The sequence below is a fragment of the Martelella endophytica genome, from assembly GCF_000960975.1.
Classification (GTDB): domain Bacteria; phylum Pseudomonadota; class Alphaproteobacteria; order Rhizobiales; family Rhizobiaceae; genus Martelella; species Martelella endophytica.
Genome location: NZ_CP010803.1, coordinates 456,153 through 471,857 on the forward strand (window position 1 = coordinate 456,153; position 15,705 = coordinate 471,857).

At 63.2% G+C, this 15,705-nt stretch carries 14 protein-coding genes and 1 pseudogene; 7 read left to right on the top strand and 8 right to left on the bottom strand.

All coding sequences use genetic code 11. The annotated features are described in order from the left end of the window. Position 1 precedes the first annotated feature (1 nt). The 5 genes from xdhB (at position 2) to TM49_RS02125 (ending at position 7,046) form a co-directional block, all read left to right on the top strand. Positions 2–2,341: a xanthine dehydrogenase molybdopterin binding subunit gene (xdhB, locus tag TM49_RS02105; protein WP_045679331.1), complete on the top strand. Its 2,340-nt coding sequence runs from the start codon at positions 2–4 to the stop codon at positions 2,339–2,341. Positions 2,342–2,344: 3 nt separating this feature from the next. Continuing rightward, positions 2,345–3,169: a xanthine dehydrogenase accessory protein XdhC gene (xdhC, locus tag TM49_RS02110; RefSeq protein WP_045679332.1), complete on the top strand. Its 825-nt coding sequence runs from the start codon at positions 2,345–2,347 to the stop codon at positions 3,167–3,169. A gap of 115 nt (positions 3,170–3,284) precedes the next feature. Next, the gene (locus TM49_RS02115) at positions 3,285–4,526 is read left to right on the top strand and encodes a urate hydroxylase PuuD (protein ID WP_045679333.1); all 1,242 of its coding nucleotides are present in this window, start codon (positions 3,285–3,287) and stop codon (positions 4,524–4,526) included. Beyond that, positions 4,523–5,827, top strand: a complete 1,305-nt coding sequence (gene guaD / locus TM49_RS02120; protein WP_045679334.1) for a guanine deaminase — start codon at positions 4,523–4,525, stop codon at positions 5,825–5,827. The genes TM49_RS02115 and guaD overlap by 4 nt, the downstream gene beginning before the upstream one ends. A 55-nt stretch (positions 5,828–5,882) precedes the next feature. Further along, positions 5,883–7,046 (top strand): alpha-hydroxy acid oxidase, encoded by a 1,164-nt coding sequence (locus TM49_RS02125; protein WP_162484888.1) that lies wholly within the window; start codon positions 5,883–5,885, stop codon positions 7,044–7,046. Here TM49_RS02125 and TM49_RS02130 read toward each other — a convergent pair. The 8 genes from TM49_RS02130 to TM49_RS02165 all read right to left on the bottom strand — a co-directional run bounded on the left by TM49_RS02130 (position 7,043) and on the right by TM49_RS02165 (position 13,187). Beyond that, a complete protein-coding gene (locus tag TM49_RS02130; RefSeq protein ID WP_045679335.1) occupies positions 7,043–7,780 on the bottom strand; it encodes a metallophosphoesterase family protein in 738 nt (245 codons plus the stop codon). The genes TM49_RS02125 and TM49_RS02130 overlap by 4 nt on opposite strands. A 3-nt stretch (positions 7,781–7,783) precedes the next feature. Continuing rightward, the gene (uraH, locus tag TM49_RS02135) at positions 7,784–8,140 is read right to left on the bottom strand and encodes a hydroxyisourate hydrolase (RefSeq protein WP_045679336.1); all 357 of its coding nucleotides are present in this window, start codon (positions 8,138–8,140) and stop codon (positions 7,784–7,786) included. Then, positions 8,137–8,637: an ureidoglycolate lyase gene (locus TM49_RS02140; protein WP_045679337.1), complete on the bottom strand. Its 501-nt coding sequence runs from the start codon at positions 8,635–8,637 to the stop codon at positions 8,137–8,139. Before TM49_RS02140 ends, uraH begins: the two co-directional genes overlap by 4 nt. Next, a complete protein-coding gene (gene alc, locus TM49_RS02145) occupies positions 8,634–9,665 on the bottom strand; it encodes an allantoicase (protein WP_045679338.1) in 1,032 nt (343 codons plus the stop codon). The genes TM49_RS02140 and alc overlap by 4 nt, the downstream gene beginning before the upstream one ends. A 3-nt stretch (positions 9,666–9,668) precedes the next feature. Further along, entirely contained in the window at positions 9,669–10,163 is a 495-nt protein-coding gene (uraD, locus tag TM49_RS02150) for a 2-oxo-4-hydroxy-4-carboxy-5-ureidoimidazoline decarboxylase (RefSeq protein ID WP_045679339.1), read from the bottom strand. Next, entirely contained in the window at positions 10,160–11,095 is a 936-nt protein-coding gene (puuE, locus tag TM49_RS02155; RefSeq protein ID WP_045679340.1) for an allantoinase PuuE, read from the bottom strand. Before puuE ends, uraD begins: the two co-directional genes overlap by 4 nt. Positions 11,096–11,203: 108 nt before the next feature. Beyond that, on the bottom strand, positions 11,204–11,926 hold the full coding sequence (locus TM49_RS02160; RefSeq protein ID WP_045679341.1) for a DUF1045 domain-containing protein: 723 nt from the start codon (positions 11,924–11,926) through the stop codon (positions 11,204–11,206). Between the two features lie 88 nt (positions 11,927–12,014). After that, on the bottom strand, positions 12,015–13,187 hold the full coding sequence (locus TM49_RS02165; protein WP_045679342.1) for an NAD(P)/FAD-dependent oxidoreductase: 1,173 nt from the start codon (positions 13,185–13,187) through the stop codon (positions 12,015–12,017). 30 nt (positions 13,188–13,217) lie between these two features. Between TM49_RS02165 and mnmC2 the strand changes: the two genes are divergently transcribed. Both mnmC2 and TM49_RS02175 read left to right on the top strand, forming a co-directional pair. Continuing rightward, entirely contained in the window at positions 13,218–13,925 is a 708-nt protein-coding gene (gene mnmC2 / locus TM49_RS02170) for a tRNA (5-methylaminomethyl-2-thiouridine)(34)-methyltransferase MnmC2 (protein WP_045679343.1), read from the top strand. 274 nt (positions 13,926–14,199) lie between these two features. Beyond that, positions 14,200–15,561, top strand: a pseudogene (locus TM49_RS02175) (DEAD/DEAH box helicase); the annotation flags it as partial. Positions 15,562–15,705 lie beyond the last annotated feature (144 nt).

Genomic DNA, 15,705 nt, shown 5'->3' on the forward strand with positions numbered 1-15,705 from the left:
CATGGACAAGCAGAACGATACCCTGCTGAAGGCCGAAATATCCGGCGGCATGCATAAGCCTCGCGTTCACGATTCCGCCCACAAGCATGTGGCCGGCACCGCCGAATATATCGATGACATTCCCGAACCCGCCGGCCTGCTGCATGTCGGCCTCGGCCTTTCTGCGCGCCCGCATGCAAAGATCGTGGCAATGGACCTGGAAGCCGTTCGCGCCGCCCCCGGCGTGGTGGCGGTGCTGACCGCGGAGGACGTGCCCGGCGTCAACGACATCTCGTCCGGGGGCCATCACGACGAGCCGCTCTTTGCCCATGACGTGGTCGAATATCACGGCCAGATCATCTTCGCTGTCATCGCCGAAACCCGGCAGCAGGCCCGGTCTGCGGCGCACCTCGCCGAAATCACCTATGAAGACCTGCCGTTCTGGACCAGCGTGCGCGAGGCAATCGCCAATAACGCGCCGAACGTCATCACCCCGATGACGCTCCAACGCGGCGACGCGACAGCCGCACTGACTGCTGCGCCGAAGCGCATTCAGGGCGAAATGGAAATCGGCGGCCAGGAGCACTTCTATCTCGAGGGCCAGATCTCGCTCGCCATTCCCGGCGAAGACGATGAGGTCGCGGTCTGGGCCTCGACCCAGCATCCGAGCGAGATCCAGCACATCGTCGGCCATGTGCTGGCCATCCCCTCGAACGCCGTCACCGTCTACCAGCGCCGCATGGGCGGCGGCTTCGGCGGCAAGGAAACGCAGGGCAATGGCTTTGCCGCGATCGCCGCGCTTGCCGCCAAGAAGCTGAACCGCGCCATCAAGGTCCGTCCCGACCGGGACGAGGACATGATGATCACCGGCAAGCGCCACGATTTCGTGGCCTTCTACGATGTCGGTTTCAGCGATGAGGGCGTCATCGATGCCGTCGACATGACGCTTGCCGCCCGCTGCGGCTTTTCATCCGACCTTTCGGGCCCGGTGACCGACCGGACGCTGTTTCACGCCGACAGCTCCTACTACTATCCGAATGTCCACCTCGTCTCGCGTCCGCTGAAGACCCATACCTGCTCGAACACCGCCTATCGCGGTTTCGGCGGGCCGCAGGGCATGCTTGCCGGCGAACGGATGATCGAGGAAATCGCCTACGCGCTCGGCAAGGACCCGCTCGATATCCGCAAGGCCAATTTCTACGGCGACAATGCTTCCGGCCGCGATGTAACGCCCTACCATCAGACGGTGGAGGACAACATCATCCTGCCGCTGGTCGAGGAACTCGAGACAAGCGCCGACTATCGCGCCCGCCGGCAGGCGATCATCGATTTCAACAAGAAGAGCCCGGTCATCAAAAAGGGCATCGCGCTGACGCCGGTGAAGTTCGGCATCTCGTTCACCATGACCGCCTTCAACCAGGCGGGCGCCCTCGTCCACGTCTATCAGGACGGCTCGGTGCAGCTCAATCATGGCGGCACGGAGATGGGCCAGGGGCTCTACATCAAGGTCGCGCAGGTCGTCGCCGACGTCTTCAAGATCGACCTCGAAAAGATAAAGATCACCGCGACGACGACCGGCAAGGTGCCGAACACCTCGGCCACGGCCGCCTCCTCCGGCTCCGACCTCAACGGCATGGCGGCCTATAACGGCGCGATGCAGATCCGCGACCGGCTGGCAGCCTTTGCCGCCGAGCACTGGCAGGTTTCACCCGAAGACATCGCGTTCCTGCCGAACCGCGTGCGCATCGGCACCGAGGAAATCCCCTTCCCGGATCTCGTCAAGAAGGCCTATTTCGCCCGCGTCCAGCTTTCGGCGGCCGGTTTCTACAAGACCCCGAAGATCCACTGGGACCGCGCCGCCGGCAAGGGCCGGCCGTTCTACTATTTCGCCTATGGCGCGGCCTGCACAGAAGTGTCGATCGACACGCTGACCGGCGAATACATGTTCGACCGCACCGACATCCTCCACGATGCCGGCCGCTCGCTGAACCCGACGATCGACATCGGCCAGATCGAGGGCGGCTTCGTGCAGGGCATGGGCTGGCTGACGACCGAAGAACTCTGGTGGGACGACAAGGGGCGGCTCAGAACCCATGCGCCCTCCACCTACAAGATCCCGCTCGCCTCCGACCGGCCGAAGATCTTCAACGTCAAGCTTGCGGATTTCGGCGAAAACCGCGAGCCGACGATCGGCCGCTCCAAGGCCGTCGGCGAACCGCCCTTCATGCTGGCGATCTCCGCACTGGAGGCGATCTCCATGGCTGTCGCAAGCGTTGCAGACTACCGCATCTGCCCGAAACTCGATGCACCGGCCACACCGGAGCGCGTACTGATGGCGGTGGAGCGGATGAAGAAGGCCTGAGCCATGCAGGAAGCCGCCATTTTTCGGCAGTTCCTGGCCGAAAACCCGGATGCCGTGATCGTCACGGTGGCCAGCGTCAAAGGCTCGACCCCACGCGAGGCAGGCGCCGTGATGGTCGTGTCGGCCACTTCGGCCTGCGGCACGATCGGCGGCGGGCAGCTTGAATATATGGCCATCGATCACGCACGGGCTATGCTTGCCGGACGGCCGATGGAGCGGCAGCTCGATATCGCGCTCGGCCCGGAAATCGGCCAGTGCTGCGGTGGCCGCACCCTGATTTCCTTCGCCTCCGCAGATGAACAGACGACGGAAGCGTTGCTTGCGGCAATGGATGCGAAAGAAGCCCGCCAGCCCGCCGTCTTCATCTTCGGTGGTGGCCATGTCGGCGATGCTCTGGCCACCGCCCTCATGCCGCTTCCCTTCCATGTGACCATGGTCGAGACGCGGGCCGAAATGTTGGAAAACCTGCCCGACGGCATCGCCCGGCGACTTTCGCCGATGCCCGAGGCAGAAGTGGCGAATATTCCTGCCGGTGGCGCGGCCGTCATCCTCACCCACGACCATGCGCTGGATTTCCTGATCGCCAACGAGGCGCTGAGGCGGGACGACCTTGCCTATTGCGGCATGATCGGATCGAAAACCAAGCGGGCGACCTATCTCAGCCATGCCCGCAGCGAAAGCCTGAGCGAACACGAACTTGCCCGCCTCACCATGCCCGTCGGTGGCCGCACCATTGCCGACAAAAGACCGGCCGTGATTGCCGCACTGGTTGCATCTGAACTAATTTACGCCATCGCTGCCGTAAAAGCGGGCAGCCTGCCTGCCTGAAAGGCAACCACACCACAAAGCCCTATCTCTTTGCGTTTCTTTGCAAAACAGAGCTTTTTTTTCGCGCCGGAATTGCGCATCATTCTTCACGTAAAGGTTATTGGGGGCACAATTCATGTTTGAACTCGCCATCGTTTGGGAATGGGCGCAATTTGCCGTGCGCTGGCTCCACGTGGTCACCGCGATCGCCTGGATCGGATCTTCCTTCTATTTCGTCGCGCTCGATCTCGGGCTGGTGAAGCGGCCGGGACTGCCCGAGGGGGTTTCGGGCGAGGAATGGCAGGTCCATGGTGGCGGCTTCTATCACCTGCAGAAATACATGGTGGCCCCCGCCAACATGCCGGAGCACCTCGTCTGGTTCAAATGGGAATCCTACATGACCTGGGTTTCCGGCTTCCTGATGCTGGTCCTGGTCTATTACGGTGGCGCCGACCTGTTCCTGGTCAATCGCAGCGTGCTTGATGTCTCGGCCCCGATCGCCATCCTGATATCGCTGGCATCATTGTCGATCGGCTGGTTGTTCTATCACTACCTCTGCAAATCGCCGCTCGGAAAGCACACCGTGCTGCTGATGCTGCTGCTCTACGTGCTGCTGATCTTCATGGCCTGGGGTTATACCCACCTCTTCACCGGCCGCGCCGCCTTCCTGCACATGGGCGCCTTCACCGCGACGATCATGACGGCGAACGTGTTCTTCGTCATCATCCCCAACCAGAAGATCGTGGTGGCGGATCTGAAGGCCGGACGAACGCCGGACCCGAGGCTCGGCAAGGAGGCCAAGCAGCGCTCGACCCACAACAACTACCTGACCCTGCCGGTCATCTTCTTCATGCTGTCGAACCACTATCCGCTGGCCTTCGCCACCACCTTCAACTGGGTGATAGCGGCGCTGGTGTTCCTGATGGGCGTCACGATCCGCCACTATTTCAACACCGTGCATGCCCGCAAGGGTGAGCCGAACTGGACCTGGCTGCTGACGGCAATCATCTTCATCGTGATCATGTGGCTTTCGACTTCGCCGCGGATGCTGACATCGGAAAATCCCGACACCGCCGTCGCCCCGGCCTTCGAAAAATTCGCCGGCGACCCCCATTTCGACGCGGCAAAGCAGATCGTTTCGACCCGCTGTTCCATGTGCCATGCCGCAGAGCCCGTCTATGAGGGCATTCACCGCCCGCCGCTCGATGTCCGCTTCGAGACCGATTCCGAAATCGCCTCGCGGGCCAACCAGATCTACTTGCAGGCCGGCCGCAGCCATGCCATGCCTCCCGGAAACGTCACCGGCATGACGCCGGACGAACGGGAAACGCTCGTCGCCTGGTATCGCTCGAGCGTCAGCGGAAAGAAGAACGAATGACGCATATCATCAGGGGGCGCCTCCTCTCGTTTCATCGTCGGCCGGAGAGCCTCTCCGATGCGGCGAGCTATCAATACGAGGAGGATGGCGGCCTGCTGATTGTCGATGGCAAGATCGCGGCCTCGGGTCCGTTCGAAACCGTGAAGGCCGAAGCGCCGGAAGGCATCGCCGTCACAGACCACCGACCGCACTTGATCCTGCCCGGCTTGATCGACACGCACCTGCATTTCCCGCAGATGCAGGTGGTCGGCTCCTACGCCGCGAACCTGCTCGAATGGCTGAACACCTACACCTTCGTCGAGGAACAACGCTTCGCCGATCCCGCCCATGGCGCCCGCATCGCCGTCTCCTTCTTCGACGAAATGATCCGTCAGGGCACGACCACGGCGACAGCCTATTGCTCGGTCCACAAGGCCTCCGCCGATGCCTATTTCGCCGAGGCGCAGCGCCGCAACATGCTGATGCTCGGCGGCAAGGTGATGATGGATTGCCATGCGCCGGAAGCGCTGACCGACACCCCGCAATCTTCCTATGACGACACCAAGGCGGTGATTGCCGAATGGCATGGCAAGGGCCGTAACCACGTGGTCATCTCGCCGCGCTTCGCGCTGACATCATCGCACGAGCAGATGGAGATGGCCGGCGCCCTGGCGAGCGAATTCCCCGACCTTCACATCCAGACGCATCTTTCCGAAAACCGCGCCGAGATCGAGCGGGCGCTCGAACTCTACCCCGAGGCAAAGGATTACACCGACATTTATGCCCGCTACGGGCTCGTCGGAAACAAGACGCTGTTCGGCCACGCCATTCACCTCTCCGAACGCGAGCGCGACCTCCTGTCGGAAACCGGCGCCGTCGCCGTCCACTGCCCGACCTCGAACCTCTTCCTCGGCTCCGGCCTCTTTGCGCTCAAGGACTACGAGCGGCGTGAGAAGCCCGTCCGCGTCGCGGTTGCCACCGACATCGGCGGCGGCACCAGCTATTCGATGCTGAAGACCATGGACGAGGCCTACAAGATCCAGCAGCTGTGCGGCGAGCGCCTCAATCCGCTCGACAGCTTCTTCTACATGACCCGCGGCAATGCCGAGGCGCTCGGTCTCGAAGACAGGATCGGCACGCTGGAGACGGGAACCGATGCCGATATCGTGGTGCTCGACGCCCGCGCAACGCCGGCCATGGCCCTGAAGATGGAGGCGGTCTCCACGCTGGCCGAGGAACTGTTTTTGCTGCAGACACTCGGCGACGATCGAGCGATTGCCGAAACCTATGTCGCGGGAAGCCCGGCCAAATCGGCAATATGAAAGCGGAGCGGCTTGGCAGATAATCACTCATATGTGATAAGATCATTTATATTTGATGCGGGAGGAATTCATGTTTTCAGAACCCTTGACCATTGCCGACCTGAAGCGCAGGGCCAAATGGCGCGTTCCTAAGATGTTCTACGATTATGCCGACTCGGGTGCCTGGACGGAGGGCACTTATCGCGCCAACGAGGCCGACTTCGCCAAGGTCAAGCTGCGCCAGCGCGTCCTCGTCGACATGACCGACAGGTCGCTCGCAACGACCATGATCGGCGAGAAGGTCGCGATGCCGGTAGCGCTGGCGCCGACCGGGCTCTGCGGCATGCAACATGCCGATGGCGAAATCCTCGCCGCCCAGGCAGCCGAAGAGTTTGGTGTCCCCTTCACGCTGTCGACCATGAGCGTCTGCTCCATCGAGGACGTCGCCGAGAACACGACGAAGCCGTTCTGGTTCCAGCTCTATGTGATGAAGGATCGCGACTTCGTCAAAAGCCTGATCGGCCGCGCCAAGGCGGCGGGCTGCAGCGCGCTGGTGCTAACGCTTGACCTGCAGATCCTCGGCCAGCGCCACAAGGATCTCGTCAACGGCCTCTCGACCCCGCCGAAATTCACCCCCAAGCATGTCTGGCAGGTCGGCACCCGCCCGTTCTGGGCGCTTGAGATGCTGCAAACCAAACGCCGCACCTTCCGCAACATCGTCGGCCATGCGCCGGCCTCCTCCGATCTCTCCTCGCTCGCCTCGTGGACGGCCGAGCAGTTTGACCCGAAGCTTTCATGGGCCGATGTCGAATGGATCCGTGAGCAATGGGGCGGCAAGCTGATCCTGAAGGGGGTTCTCGACGCCGAGGACGCAAGGATGGCGGCCAAGACCGGCGCCGATGCCATCATCGTCTCCAACCATGGCGGCCGACAGCTCGATGGCGCCCGCTCCTCGATCTCGGTGCTTCCGGAAATCGTCGAGGCGGTCGGCGGCGATATCGAAATCCACATGGATGGCGGCATCCGCTCCGGCCAGGACGTGCTGAAGGCGCGCGCACTCGGCGCCCAGGGCGTCTTCATCGGCCGCCCCTACCTCTACGGCCTCGGCGCCATGGGCAAGAAAGGCGTCACCCGCACCCTCGACATCATCCGCAAGGAACTCGACATCACCATGGCGCTGTGCGGCAAGCGCAACATCGAGGACATCGACCGGGACATCATTGCGAAGGTGGATTTCTAAACCCACCCCGTACTCACCGCCCGCGCCCAATCGTCATAGCCGCGTTCCGTTGCGAGCGCGGCCATGCGGCGCGGATCGTAGCGGAGTTGGCGGAAGGTCGGTTGCCAGCCGGCTTCGGTCTTTTCGATGAGGGCGTAGCTGGCGAAAGGTGCTCCGGTTTCGAGGCGATGGTCGAAGGGTTCGTCGTCGAGGAAGGCGGGGCAGCCGACGGAACCGGGATTGACGATCAGCCGGCCATCCGTGAGCATCACCGAACGGGCGACATGGGAATGGCCGCAGAGGATCAGGGATTGGTCGATGCCCGTCGCAATGGCTTCCATCCGGGCGCGCGAACGCAGCGAGAAGCGGCCGGTGTCGAGAAGCTCTTCCATCCACATGACGTTGTCGTTTTCAGGCGTGGCGTGGCACATGTAGATTTCGCCCTCCAACACCAGGGTCATCGGCAGCGACCGGATCCAGTCCAGATGCGGTTCGGATATTTCAGCGAAGGCCGGGCGCTCCCAGCTTCCCATCTTTTCCGCCGGGCGATCGATCAGGGCGCGATCATGATTGCCGCGCACGGTTGGAAGATCGAGCGCCATCAGCCGGTCGGCCGTCGCGCGGGCGGCGAGCGGGCCGGAGAGACAGTCGCCGAGATTGACGATCAGGTCAGGCTTCTCGCCTGCGATATCGGCGAGCACCGCCTCGAGCGCATCGATATTCCCGTGAATATCGGCGATCGCGGCGACCCTCATCAGTCAGCTGCCGCGATAGGTGGAATAGGCGTGGGCCGAAAGCAGCAGCGGCACGTGGTAATGCGCGGTCACGTCGGCTATGGCGAAGCGCAGGGGGATGTCTTCGAGGAAGGCCGGCTCGCTGACGGTGGCGCCGATGCGCCGCAGATAGTCGCCGGCATGGAAGACGAGTTCATACTGGCCGGCTTCCAGATCGTCCGAAGTGACGATCGCGCCGCCATCGACCCGGCCGTCATCATTGGTGAAGACCGTCTTGATGAAGATCCGGTCGCGGCCCTTCAGCCGGTAGAGATCGATCTTGAGGTCGCTCGCGGGCTGGCCGAGTGCGGTATCGAGTACATGGGTCGTCAGGCCGGTCATGGTGTCGCCTCCTCAATCACAAAAAGGGCCGGATAGCTGTATTCTTCCAGATTGTTGCCCGGTCCGTCCCGGTCGACAACCAGAAAATCGGTTTCCTCACCAAGTGCCATCAAAGGATGGTGCCAGACGTTCGGCCGATAGTTGACGCCCTGACCGCCCTCGGCCCGGAAAACCCGTGGCGTTGCCGGCGTGCCGCCATGGTCCTCGGCGACCACGACCAGAAACGGGTGATGGCCGAGGGGTGAAAAACTCTGGCTGCCGAGCGGATGCCGCTCCATCATGTCGACCTGATAGGGAAAACGGCGCGGCTTGCCGCGAAACAGGCTGATGATCACCTTCGCGTCCGGCCCCAGAGCCTCGGCCTCGGCGAGCGCGTGAAACCGCGTCGTCGACCCGCCATTGATCATGCGCACGGTCGAAGGATCGGGCGCGATCACCGTGCCGAAAGGCCGGAAGGCCTCCGGCGTCAGCGGTTCGACGGCGAGCCTGATGCTCATCCCTTCACTCCATAAAGCCTGAGGCGGCTCACCCCGCCATCCGGGTAGATCGCCAGCCGCACATGCGTCACCGGGCCGATATTGTGAACCGCTCCGCTGCCGAATTCATGGATATGATCGGCCTGGAGCTTGGTCTGATCGAGGATCGGCTCCCAGTTTTCCGAAGCCCCCAGTTCCTCGACGCTGAAGATGTCCTTCTGGTCCGGCAGGTTGGCGCCACGCAGCATGCAGGTGTCGGGATAATTGCCCTTGAAATGGGCGGTATCGACGACGATGCGGCGGATGATGCCGGGATGGCCGAGCTTGAAGATCACCCAGTCATGACCGGGCCCGCGCCGGCGCGCCGTTTCCCAGCCATCGCCCATGTTGACGCCGCGACCGGGTGCGAGCATGCGGTCCGGGTGGCCGTAATGGGCATCCGACCAGTGCAACGCATGGGTCCCGCCGAAGATATAGGCGAGATCGATCTCCTCGCCCTCGCCGACCTTGTCCCAGTTGAAATAGGCAGAGCCATAGACCCGCAACCGGGCGATGCCGCCATCGGGATAGATGTGCAGGCGCAAATGGGTGAACACCTGCTGGCGCGCATCCTGGTCGAGTTCGAAATAGTGGTGGCTGTTGGGGCCGAGGTCGGAGACGGGCAGGATCGGCTGCCAGTCGGCGTTCTCGTCCGCCTCGCCCTTCTCCATGAAGCAGCCCTCGATCGAACACTGCGGCGGATAATTGCCGGTGAAATGCGAGGTATCGACATCGAAGCCGCGAATGCGGCCGGGCATGGCAAGGCGAATGATCGCCCAGTCGTGGCCGGGCGTGCGCTTGCGGCGGCTTTCCCAGCCATCCATCCACTTGCCGTGTTCGTCATATTCGCCGGGCAGGAAGACGGCCGCATCATCCTTCAGCATGCGCGAAAGCGGCGCGAAGAACTGATCGGTGGCAGACAGCGCGCGGGCACCGAGACGGGCGGAGGCGAGATTGATCGCACCAACCGCAAAATCGGGCAGGGCAACGCTCGTTTCTTGTTCTGGCATGTATTACTCCGAAAGAAGGGCCTTGAGCCGGAAGCCCGCGATCTTCTCCACCTCTGCAGAAGCTGTCGAAAGCTCCTCGGCTGCCGCATTTTCAACGCGGCGCCTGAAGGCGGCAAGAATATCGTCCTTATTGAGCCCGGCGACCGCAATAATGAAGGGAAAACCGAACCTGTCTATATAGGCGGAATTGAGCCGCGTAAACTCTGCGTGCTCGTCCGGCGTCAGCCGGTCGAGACCGGCCCCCGCCTGCTCGCGCTTGCTGTCCTCGGTGAGGCCGCCGGCAATCGCAAGCTTTCCGGCAAGATCGGGGTGGGCGCGCAGAACGCCGAGCCGCTCCTCTTCGCTTGCCGCCCGGAAGACGGTGCTGAGCGCCTGATGGACGCCAGAGGCGGTCAAAGGTTCATCAATCTTGCCCTGGTCCCAGGCCCTTTCCGCAATGAAAGGCGAATGCTCATAGACCCCGCCGAAACGGCTGACGAATTCATCCCTGCTGATCATTCCGTGGTCTCCGACGGCAGATGATGCTCATACCAGTGACGGGCGATCTCGATCCGCTTCGGGATCCAGACCCTGTCGTGGTTCTGCACATATTCGAGGAAGCGCTTGAGCGCCGCAACCCGACCCGGCTTGCCGACGAGACGGCAGTGGAGGCCGACCGACATCATCTTCGGGCTGCCATCGAGCCCTTCCTGGTAAAGCGTATCGAAGGCGTCCTTCAGATAGTTGAAGAACTGGTCGCCGGCATTGAAGCCCTGCGGCGTGGCAAAGCGCATATCGTTATTGTCGAGCGTATAGGGAATGCGCAGGAAGGGCTTGCCCTCCGGCGTGCGCACCCAATAGGGAAGGTCATCGCAATAGCTGTCGGATGAATAGAGAAAACCACCCTCTTCCATCACCAGAGCCAGCGTATTGTCCGAAGGCTTGCCCTGGTAAAGGCCATAGGGCCGCTCGCCGGTCACTTCGGTGTGCAGGCGCACGGCCTCGCGGATATGGGCGCGCTCGGTCTCGATGTCGAAATCCTTGTATTCCAGCCATCTGAGGCCGTGGCTGGCGATTTCCCAGCCGGCTTCCTTCATCGCCGCGACGGCTTCCGGATTGCGCGCCATGGCGAGCGTCACGCCATAAACGGTGACCGGGATATCCATACCGGTGAACAGCCGCCACAGCCGCCAGAAGCCCGCGCGAGAACCGTACTCGTAAAGCGATTCCATGTTGAGATTGCGCTGGCCGGGCCAGGCATCGGCACCAACAATTTCCGACAGCAGGCATTCCGATTGCGGGTCTCCGTCGAGAATGCAGGATTCGCCACCTTCCTCGTAGTTGACAACAAACTGCACCGCGATGCGGGCATCGCCCGGCCATTTCGGATCTGGGGCATTGCGCCCGTAGCCCACGAGATCGCGCGGATAATCACTTTTCTCGGCGTACATCATTCCCTCAATTCTGTTTTCAGCGACGTTAGCCGACAGGCGGGGTCGCCGGAAGAGGTAAGGCGAAGAACGCCGCTCGAATCAAGGGGAAAAGCGCGATGATGGAGCCTAGGCAGAGCGCCGTGCCGGAAGGGCACCCATCGGATGCAGGGAGTGGACGAGGAAGGGGGCGCCGGGCTCCTCTTCGATGAAGAGAGCGATGTTGTCGACCTCGACCGGTTCGGCAAGGATCGGCCCGAAGAACTCATCGAGCGCCCGTTCGAACCGCTCCGTGTCCGAGGAGGAAAGCGGCCCGCTGAGCGGCATATGGAACGAAAAGGCCGCCATCACGTCGGGCTCGCCCCAGCGATGCAGGTTGGCGAACTGGATCGGGGTGAGGTCGCCGCTATCGCGCCGCTCGAGTTCATCTTCGCCGAGGCGCGCGCGAAAATGGTCGAACTCATCGACGACGGCAGCCGCAAGCGCATCCATGGCGGGGACGGGCAGCACGGGCGCGAAGGCCAGCGCCTCTCTCCGTCGCACCACCTTCATGCGCGGCAGGGTGAAGGGGTGCACCAGGGTGGCAAAGCGCATCATCTCGTTGAGCAGCATCGCCTCGCTCATACCATCGGCCAGATGGAACGGCCCCTTCAGCGGCGCCTGAAACCCGTAACGGCGTGGCACCGCGGTGTGATAGGCGATTTCGGCGAGATACAGGCCGCCAATCATCGGCGGATCAATGGAAGCACCGGAGAAGGCATTGCGGCCGATCCAGTTCGCGCCGACGATGGCAAGCGCATCACCGGGGGCGGGCGTAAAGGAAATGGCGTAGCGCTTCTGGTCCGGGGACATCACGAGGATCACTGCAAACGGGATTGAATTGGCCCCGCGATACGCGATTCAAGTGACACTGATACGACAGACTTACCGGTTATACTGATTATTTCGGACTTTTATTGGCGCGCTGCAAATAAAACCGCAGGTCATATATATCCGGAAGCCCCTCGCCTGCAGGGGTGACACCGCTGGCAAGGCCGATGGCATGGCCGGCAAGCCGTCGGGCGATGCCGAAGCTCGTCTTGAACCCGCCGCCAAGCGCGATGATGTCGGGAAAGGCCTCGATCGCGCCGACCATCGGCTCGCGGTGGACACCGCGGGGACGCAGGCCCGCCCAGCGCTCGACCACCGTCGCATCGGCGAGCGCCGGCACGGCGCGGCGCGCCGCCGCGATCAGCGCATCGAGCTTACCGTCGGTCTCGTGCGGTTTCTCGAACGTGTCCTCGCTGGTCGAACCGATGGCAACGCGGCCGCCCGGATGGGCGATGACATAGAGACCGTTGTCGAAAAAGATCGGCAGGCCGGGGTCGCATTCTGCCGCCAGCAGCGCCGCCTGCCCCTTGACCGGCCGGCCGAGCGGCAGCCCGGTTGGCGCCCAGAGCGGCTGCAGCAGTGGAAAGGCGCCGACACCGGCCGAGACGATGGCCTTGGCAAAGCCGATCGACGATCCATCGGCGAGCCGGAGCGTGTTTTCCGCCGCTTCGATGCCGGCGACGGTAGCATCGATCCGGCGCACGTGACGGGCATTGGCGAGAAACGTCTGAAGCGCCGCCATGACGGCGCGCGGGAACACATGGGCGGCGAAGGTCTCGTGGACATAGGCGAGCGCTGCGCCGTCGCTGACGGGCCAATCCGGAACCGGCGGCGTCTCGACCACCGCCCAGCGGGCACCCGCCGCGCGCCAGTTGACGTCGGCGGCATCCGCCCGCAGGCGTGCGGTCGCCACCTGCTGGTCGGTGTAAAGCGGCATCACCCGGCCGGAACGGCGATATCCGGTCGAAAGGCCGGTCTCCTCCTCCAGCAGCCGAAGTTCGCCCTCAAGCCCGGTCAACGCCTTGAACTGGAACGCTTTCTTGCCGTCCCACTGGTCGGGCATATAGGCCATCAGCGCGCCGAGTAGACCCTGACTGGTCGTCGGGCCGCCATTGTCGATCAGAAGCGTGTCGACCCCGGCCTTTTCGGCCAGATAGGCCGCCCACAGCCCCATGATGCCGCCGCCAACGATGGCAAGGTCGACATTGAGCATTTGACGAGAGGGGGCGGGCGCGTCATTCATGCCCGGCGATGGACCACAATCGGCGGACGGATGCAAGAAAAACAGGCGCTCAGTTGGCGGGATGACGACCGGCCCTATTCCGAGACCTTCGGCGACCACTTCTTCTCGGAAACAGACGGCCGTGCCGAATGCGGCCACGTCTTCGTCGGCGCCAACCGGCTTGCCGAGCGCTGGCAGGATGGCGGCACGTTCCGCATCGGCGAACTCGGCTTCGGCACCGGGCTGAATTTCTGCGAGACCTTCCGGCAATGGAAAGAGCTACGCACATCCGGTGGCAGGCTTGAATTCTTCTCATTCGAACTGTTCCCGATGACCGCTGCCGAGATCGCCCGCGCGCTCAGGCACTGGCCGGAGATTGCGCGCGAAAGCGATCTCCTTGCCGCGCACTGGCCGGACGCGCCCTCCGGCACGATCAGCCTCGAACTCGATGAGCAGACGCAGCTCACCGTCATCTGCGGCGATGCTCTCGCCAGCCTCGCCGCCCTGCCTCTCGCCTTCAATGCCTGGTATCTCGATGGTTTCGCACCATCGCGCAATCCCGAAATGTGGTCCGCGCCCCTGATGCAGGCGGTGTTCGATCACACCGTGCCCGGCGGCACATTCGGAACCTATGCCGCCGCCGGCTTTGTCCGCCGCAACCTGCAGACGGCGGGTTTTGTCGTCGAAAGGCGACCCGGTTTTGCCGGAAAGCGGGAAATGCTGGCCGGCCAGCGCCCCTGTAACAAACTTGTCGCTTGACTTTTGGCAGTCCTGCCGCCATTTAGCGGTCAGGCTTTCCACCTGTTCGCATGCCGCGTGAGCATGCCTGTCGCGAAAAACCTCTGATGGTTGCGGCAAGTCCAGGTCAAGCGCATCAAAAAAGTCCGGATGTCGCATCCGGCGCGCGGAAGGCATTTTCCACCCACGAGTTCCCACTTCACGCGGGGTTCTTGAAACCGAAGTCACCGGCGTCTGCCATGAGCGGCAAACGCCTGGGTGATGCTTTCGGCATGCCTTGAAAGGCGCATTGAATTTGACAGATTTTTCGACCCTCGGTCTCTCCGGCCCGCTCGTCGCCCGTATCGCAAACGAAGGCTATGAAAAGCCGACCCCGATCCAGGAAAAGGCGATCCCGCTGGTGCTGGAAGGCCGCGACCTGATGGGCCTGGCCCAGACGGGCACCGGCAAGACGGCCGCCTTCGGCCTGCCGATCATCGACATGCTGCTTGCCAATTCCGGCAAGCCGACGCCGAAGAGCGTCAAGACGCTGATTCTCGCCCCCACCCGCGAACTGGTGAACCAGATTGCGGAAAACCTTCGCATCTTCGCACGCAAGACGCCGCTGCGCGTCTCGATCGTCGTTGGCGGCGCCTCCATCAACCGTCAGCAGCAGCAGCTTGCCGGCGGCACCGACATTCTGGTCGCCACTCCCGGCCGCCTGCTCGACCTGCTCGACCGTCGCGCGCTCTACCTCGACAAGGTGCGTTACCTCGTCCTCGACGAGGCCGACCAGATGCTCGACCTCGGCTTCATCCACGACCTGAAGAAGATCGCTTCGCTCGTCCCGGATGATCGCCAGACCATGCTGTTTTCGGCAACCATGCCGAAATCGATCGCCGACCTGTCGCATCGCTTCCTCAGCAATCCGGAACGCGTCGAGGTGACGCCGCCCGGCAAGACGGCCGACAAGGTGGACCAGGCCGTACACTTCGTTGCCGGCAAGGGCGACAAGGTCGAGATCCTGCGTCGCGAGCTTTCCGATAATCCCGATGGCCGCGCTATCGTGTTCCTGCGCACCAAGCACGGCGCCGAGAAGCTGATGAAGCATCTCGAAAGCCGCGGCTTCGCCACCGCCTCGATCCATGGCAACAAGAGCCAGGGTCAACGCGAGCGGGCGCTGAAGGCGTTCAAGACCGGCGAGATCAACGTGCTTGTCGCCACCGACGTTGCCGCTCGCGGCATCGACGTCCCCGGCGTCACCCACGTCTACAACTACGACCTGCCGGAAGTCGCCGACGCCTATGTGCACCGCATCGGCCGTACCGCCCGCGCCGGCAAAGACGGCAAGGCGATCGCCTTCTGCACGCCGGAAGAAGCCGGCCTGCTGCGCGATATCCAGAAGCTCACCGGCATCGAGATCGCGATTGCGTCCGGCGAACCGCATGCGATGGCCGATCGGCCATCGCGCGGTCGTGGCCAGAACCGCGGCGGCCAGAACCGCGGTCGCGGCAATGGCAACGGCAACGGCGGCAAGCCCGCGCGCCGCGCCCGGCCGCAAGGCGGTGGCGACGGCCGCCATGGCGAGGCCCGCAACGACGGCGGCCGCCCGGCCGGCGCCAAGGGCCGTCCGCAGCGCCGCCAGCGCAACCGTCAGGGCGACCGCCGCCAGAGCGCGTGATCGCCTCGACGCACGTCAAGCGAACCGAACCCGCCGCATCGCCGGCGGGTTTTTCATTTTGGGAAGTATGCAGCTTCGCGAAAGCTGACCCCTGAGGCGCGTTCCCCTGCCCCTCCAAGCAACATCCCGCCGCTTTCTTCA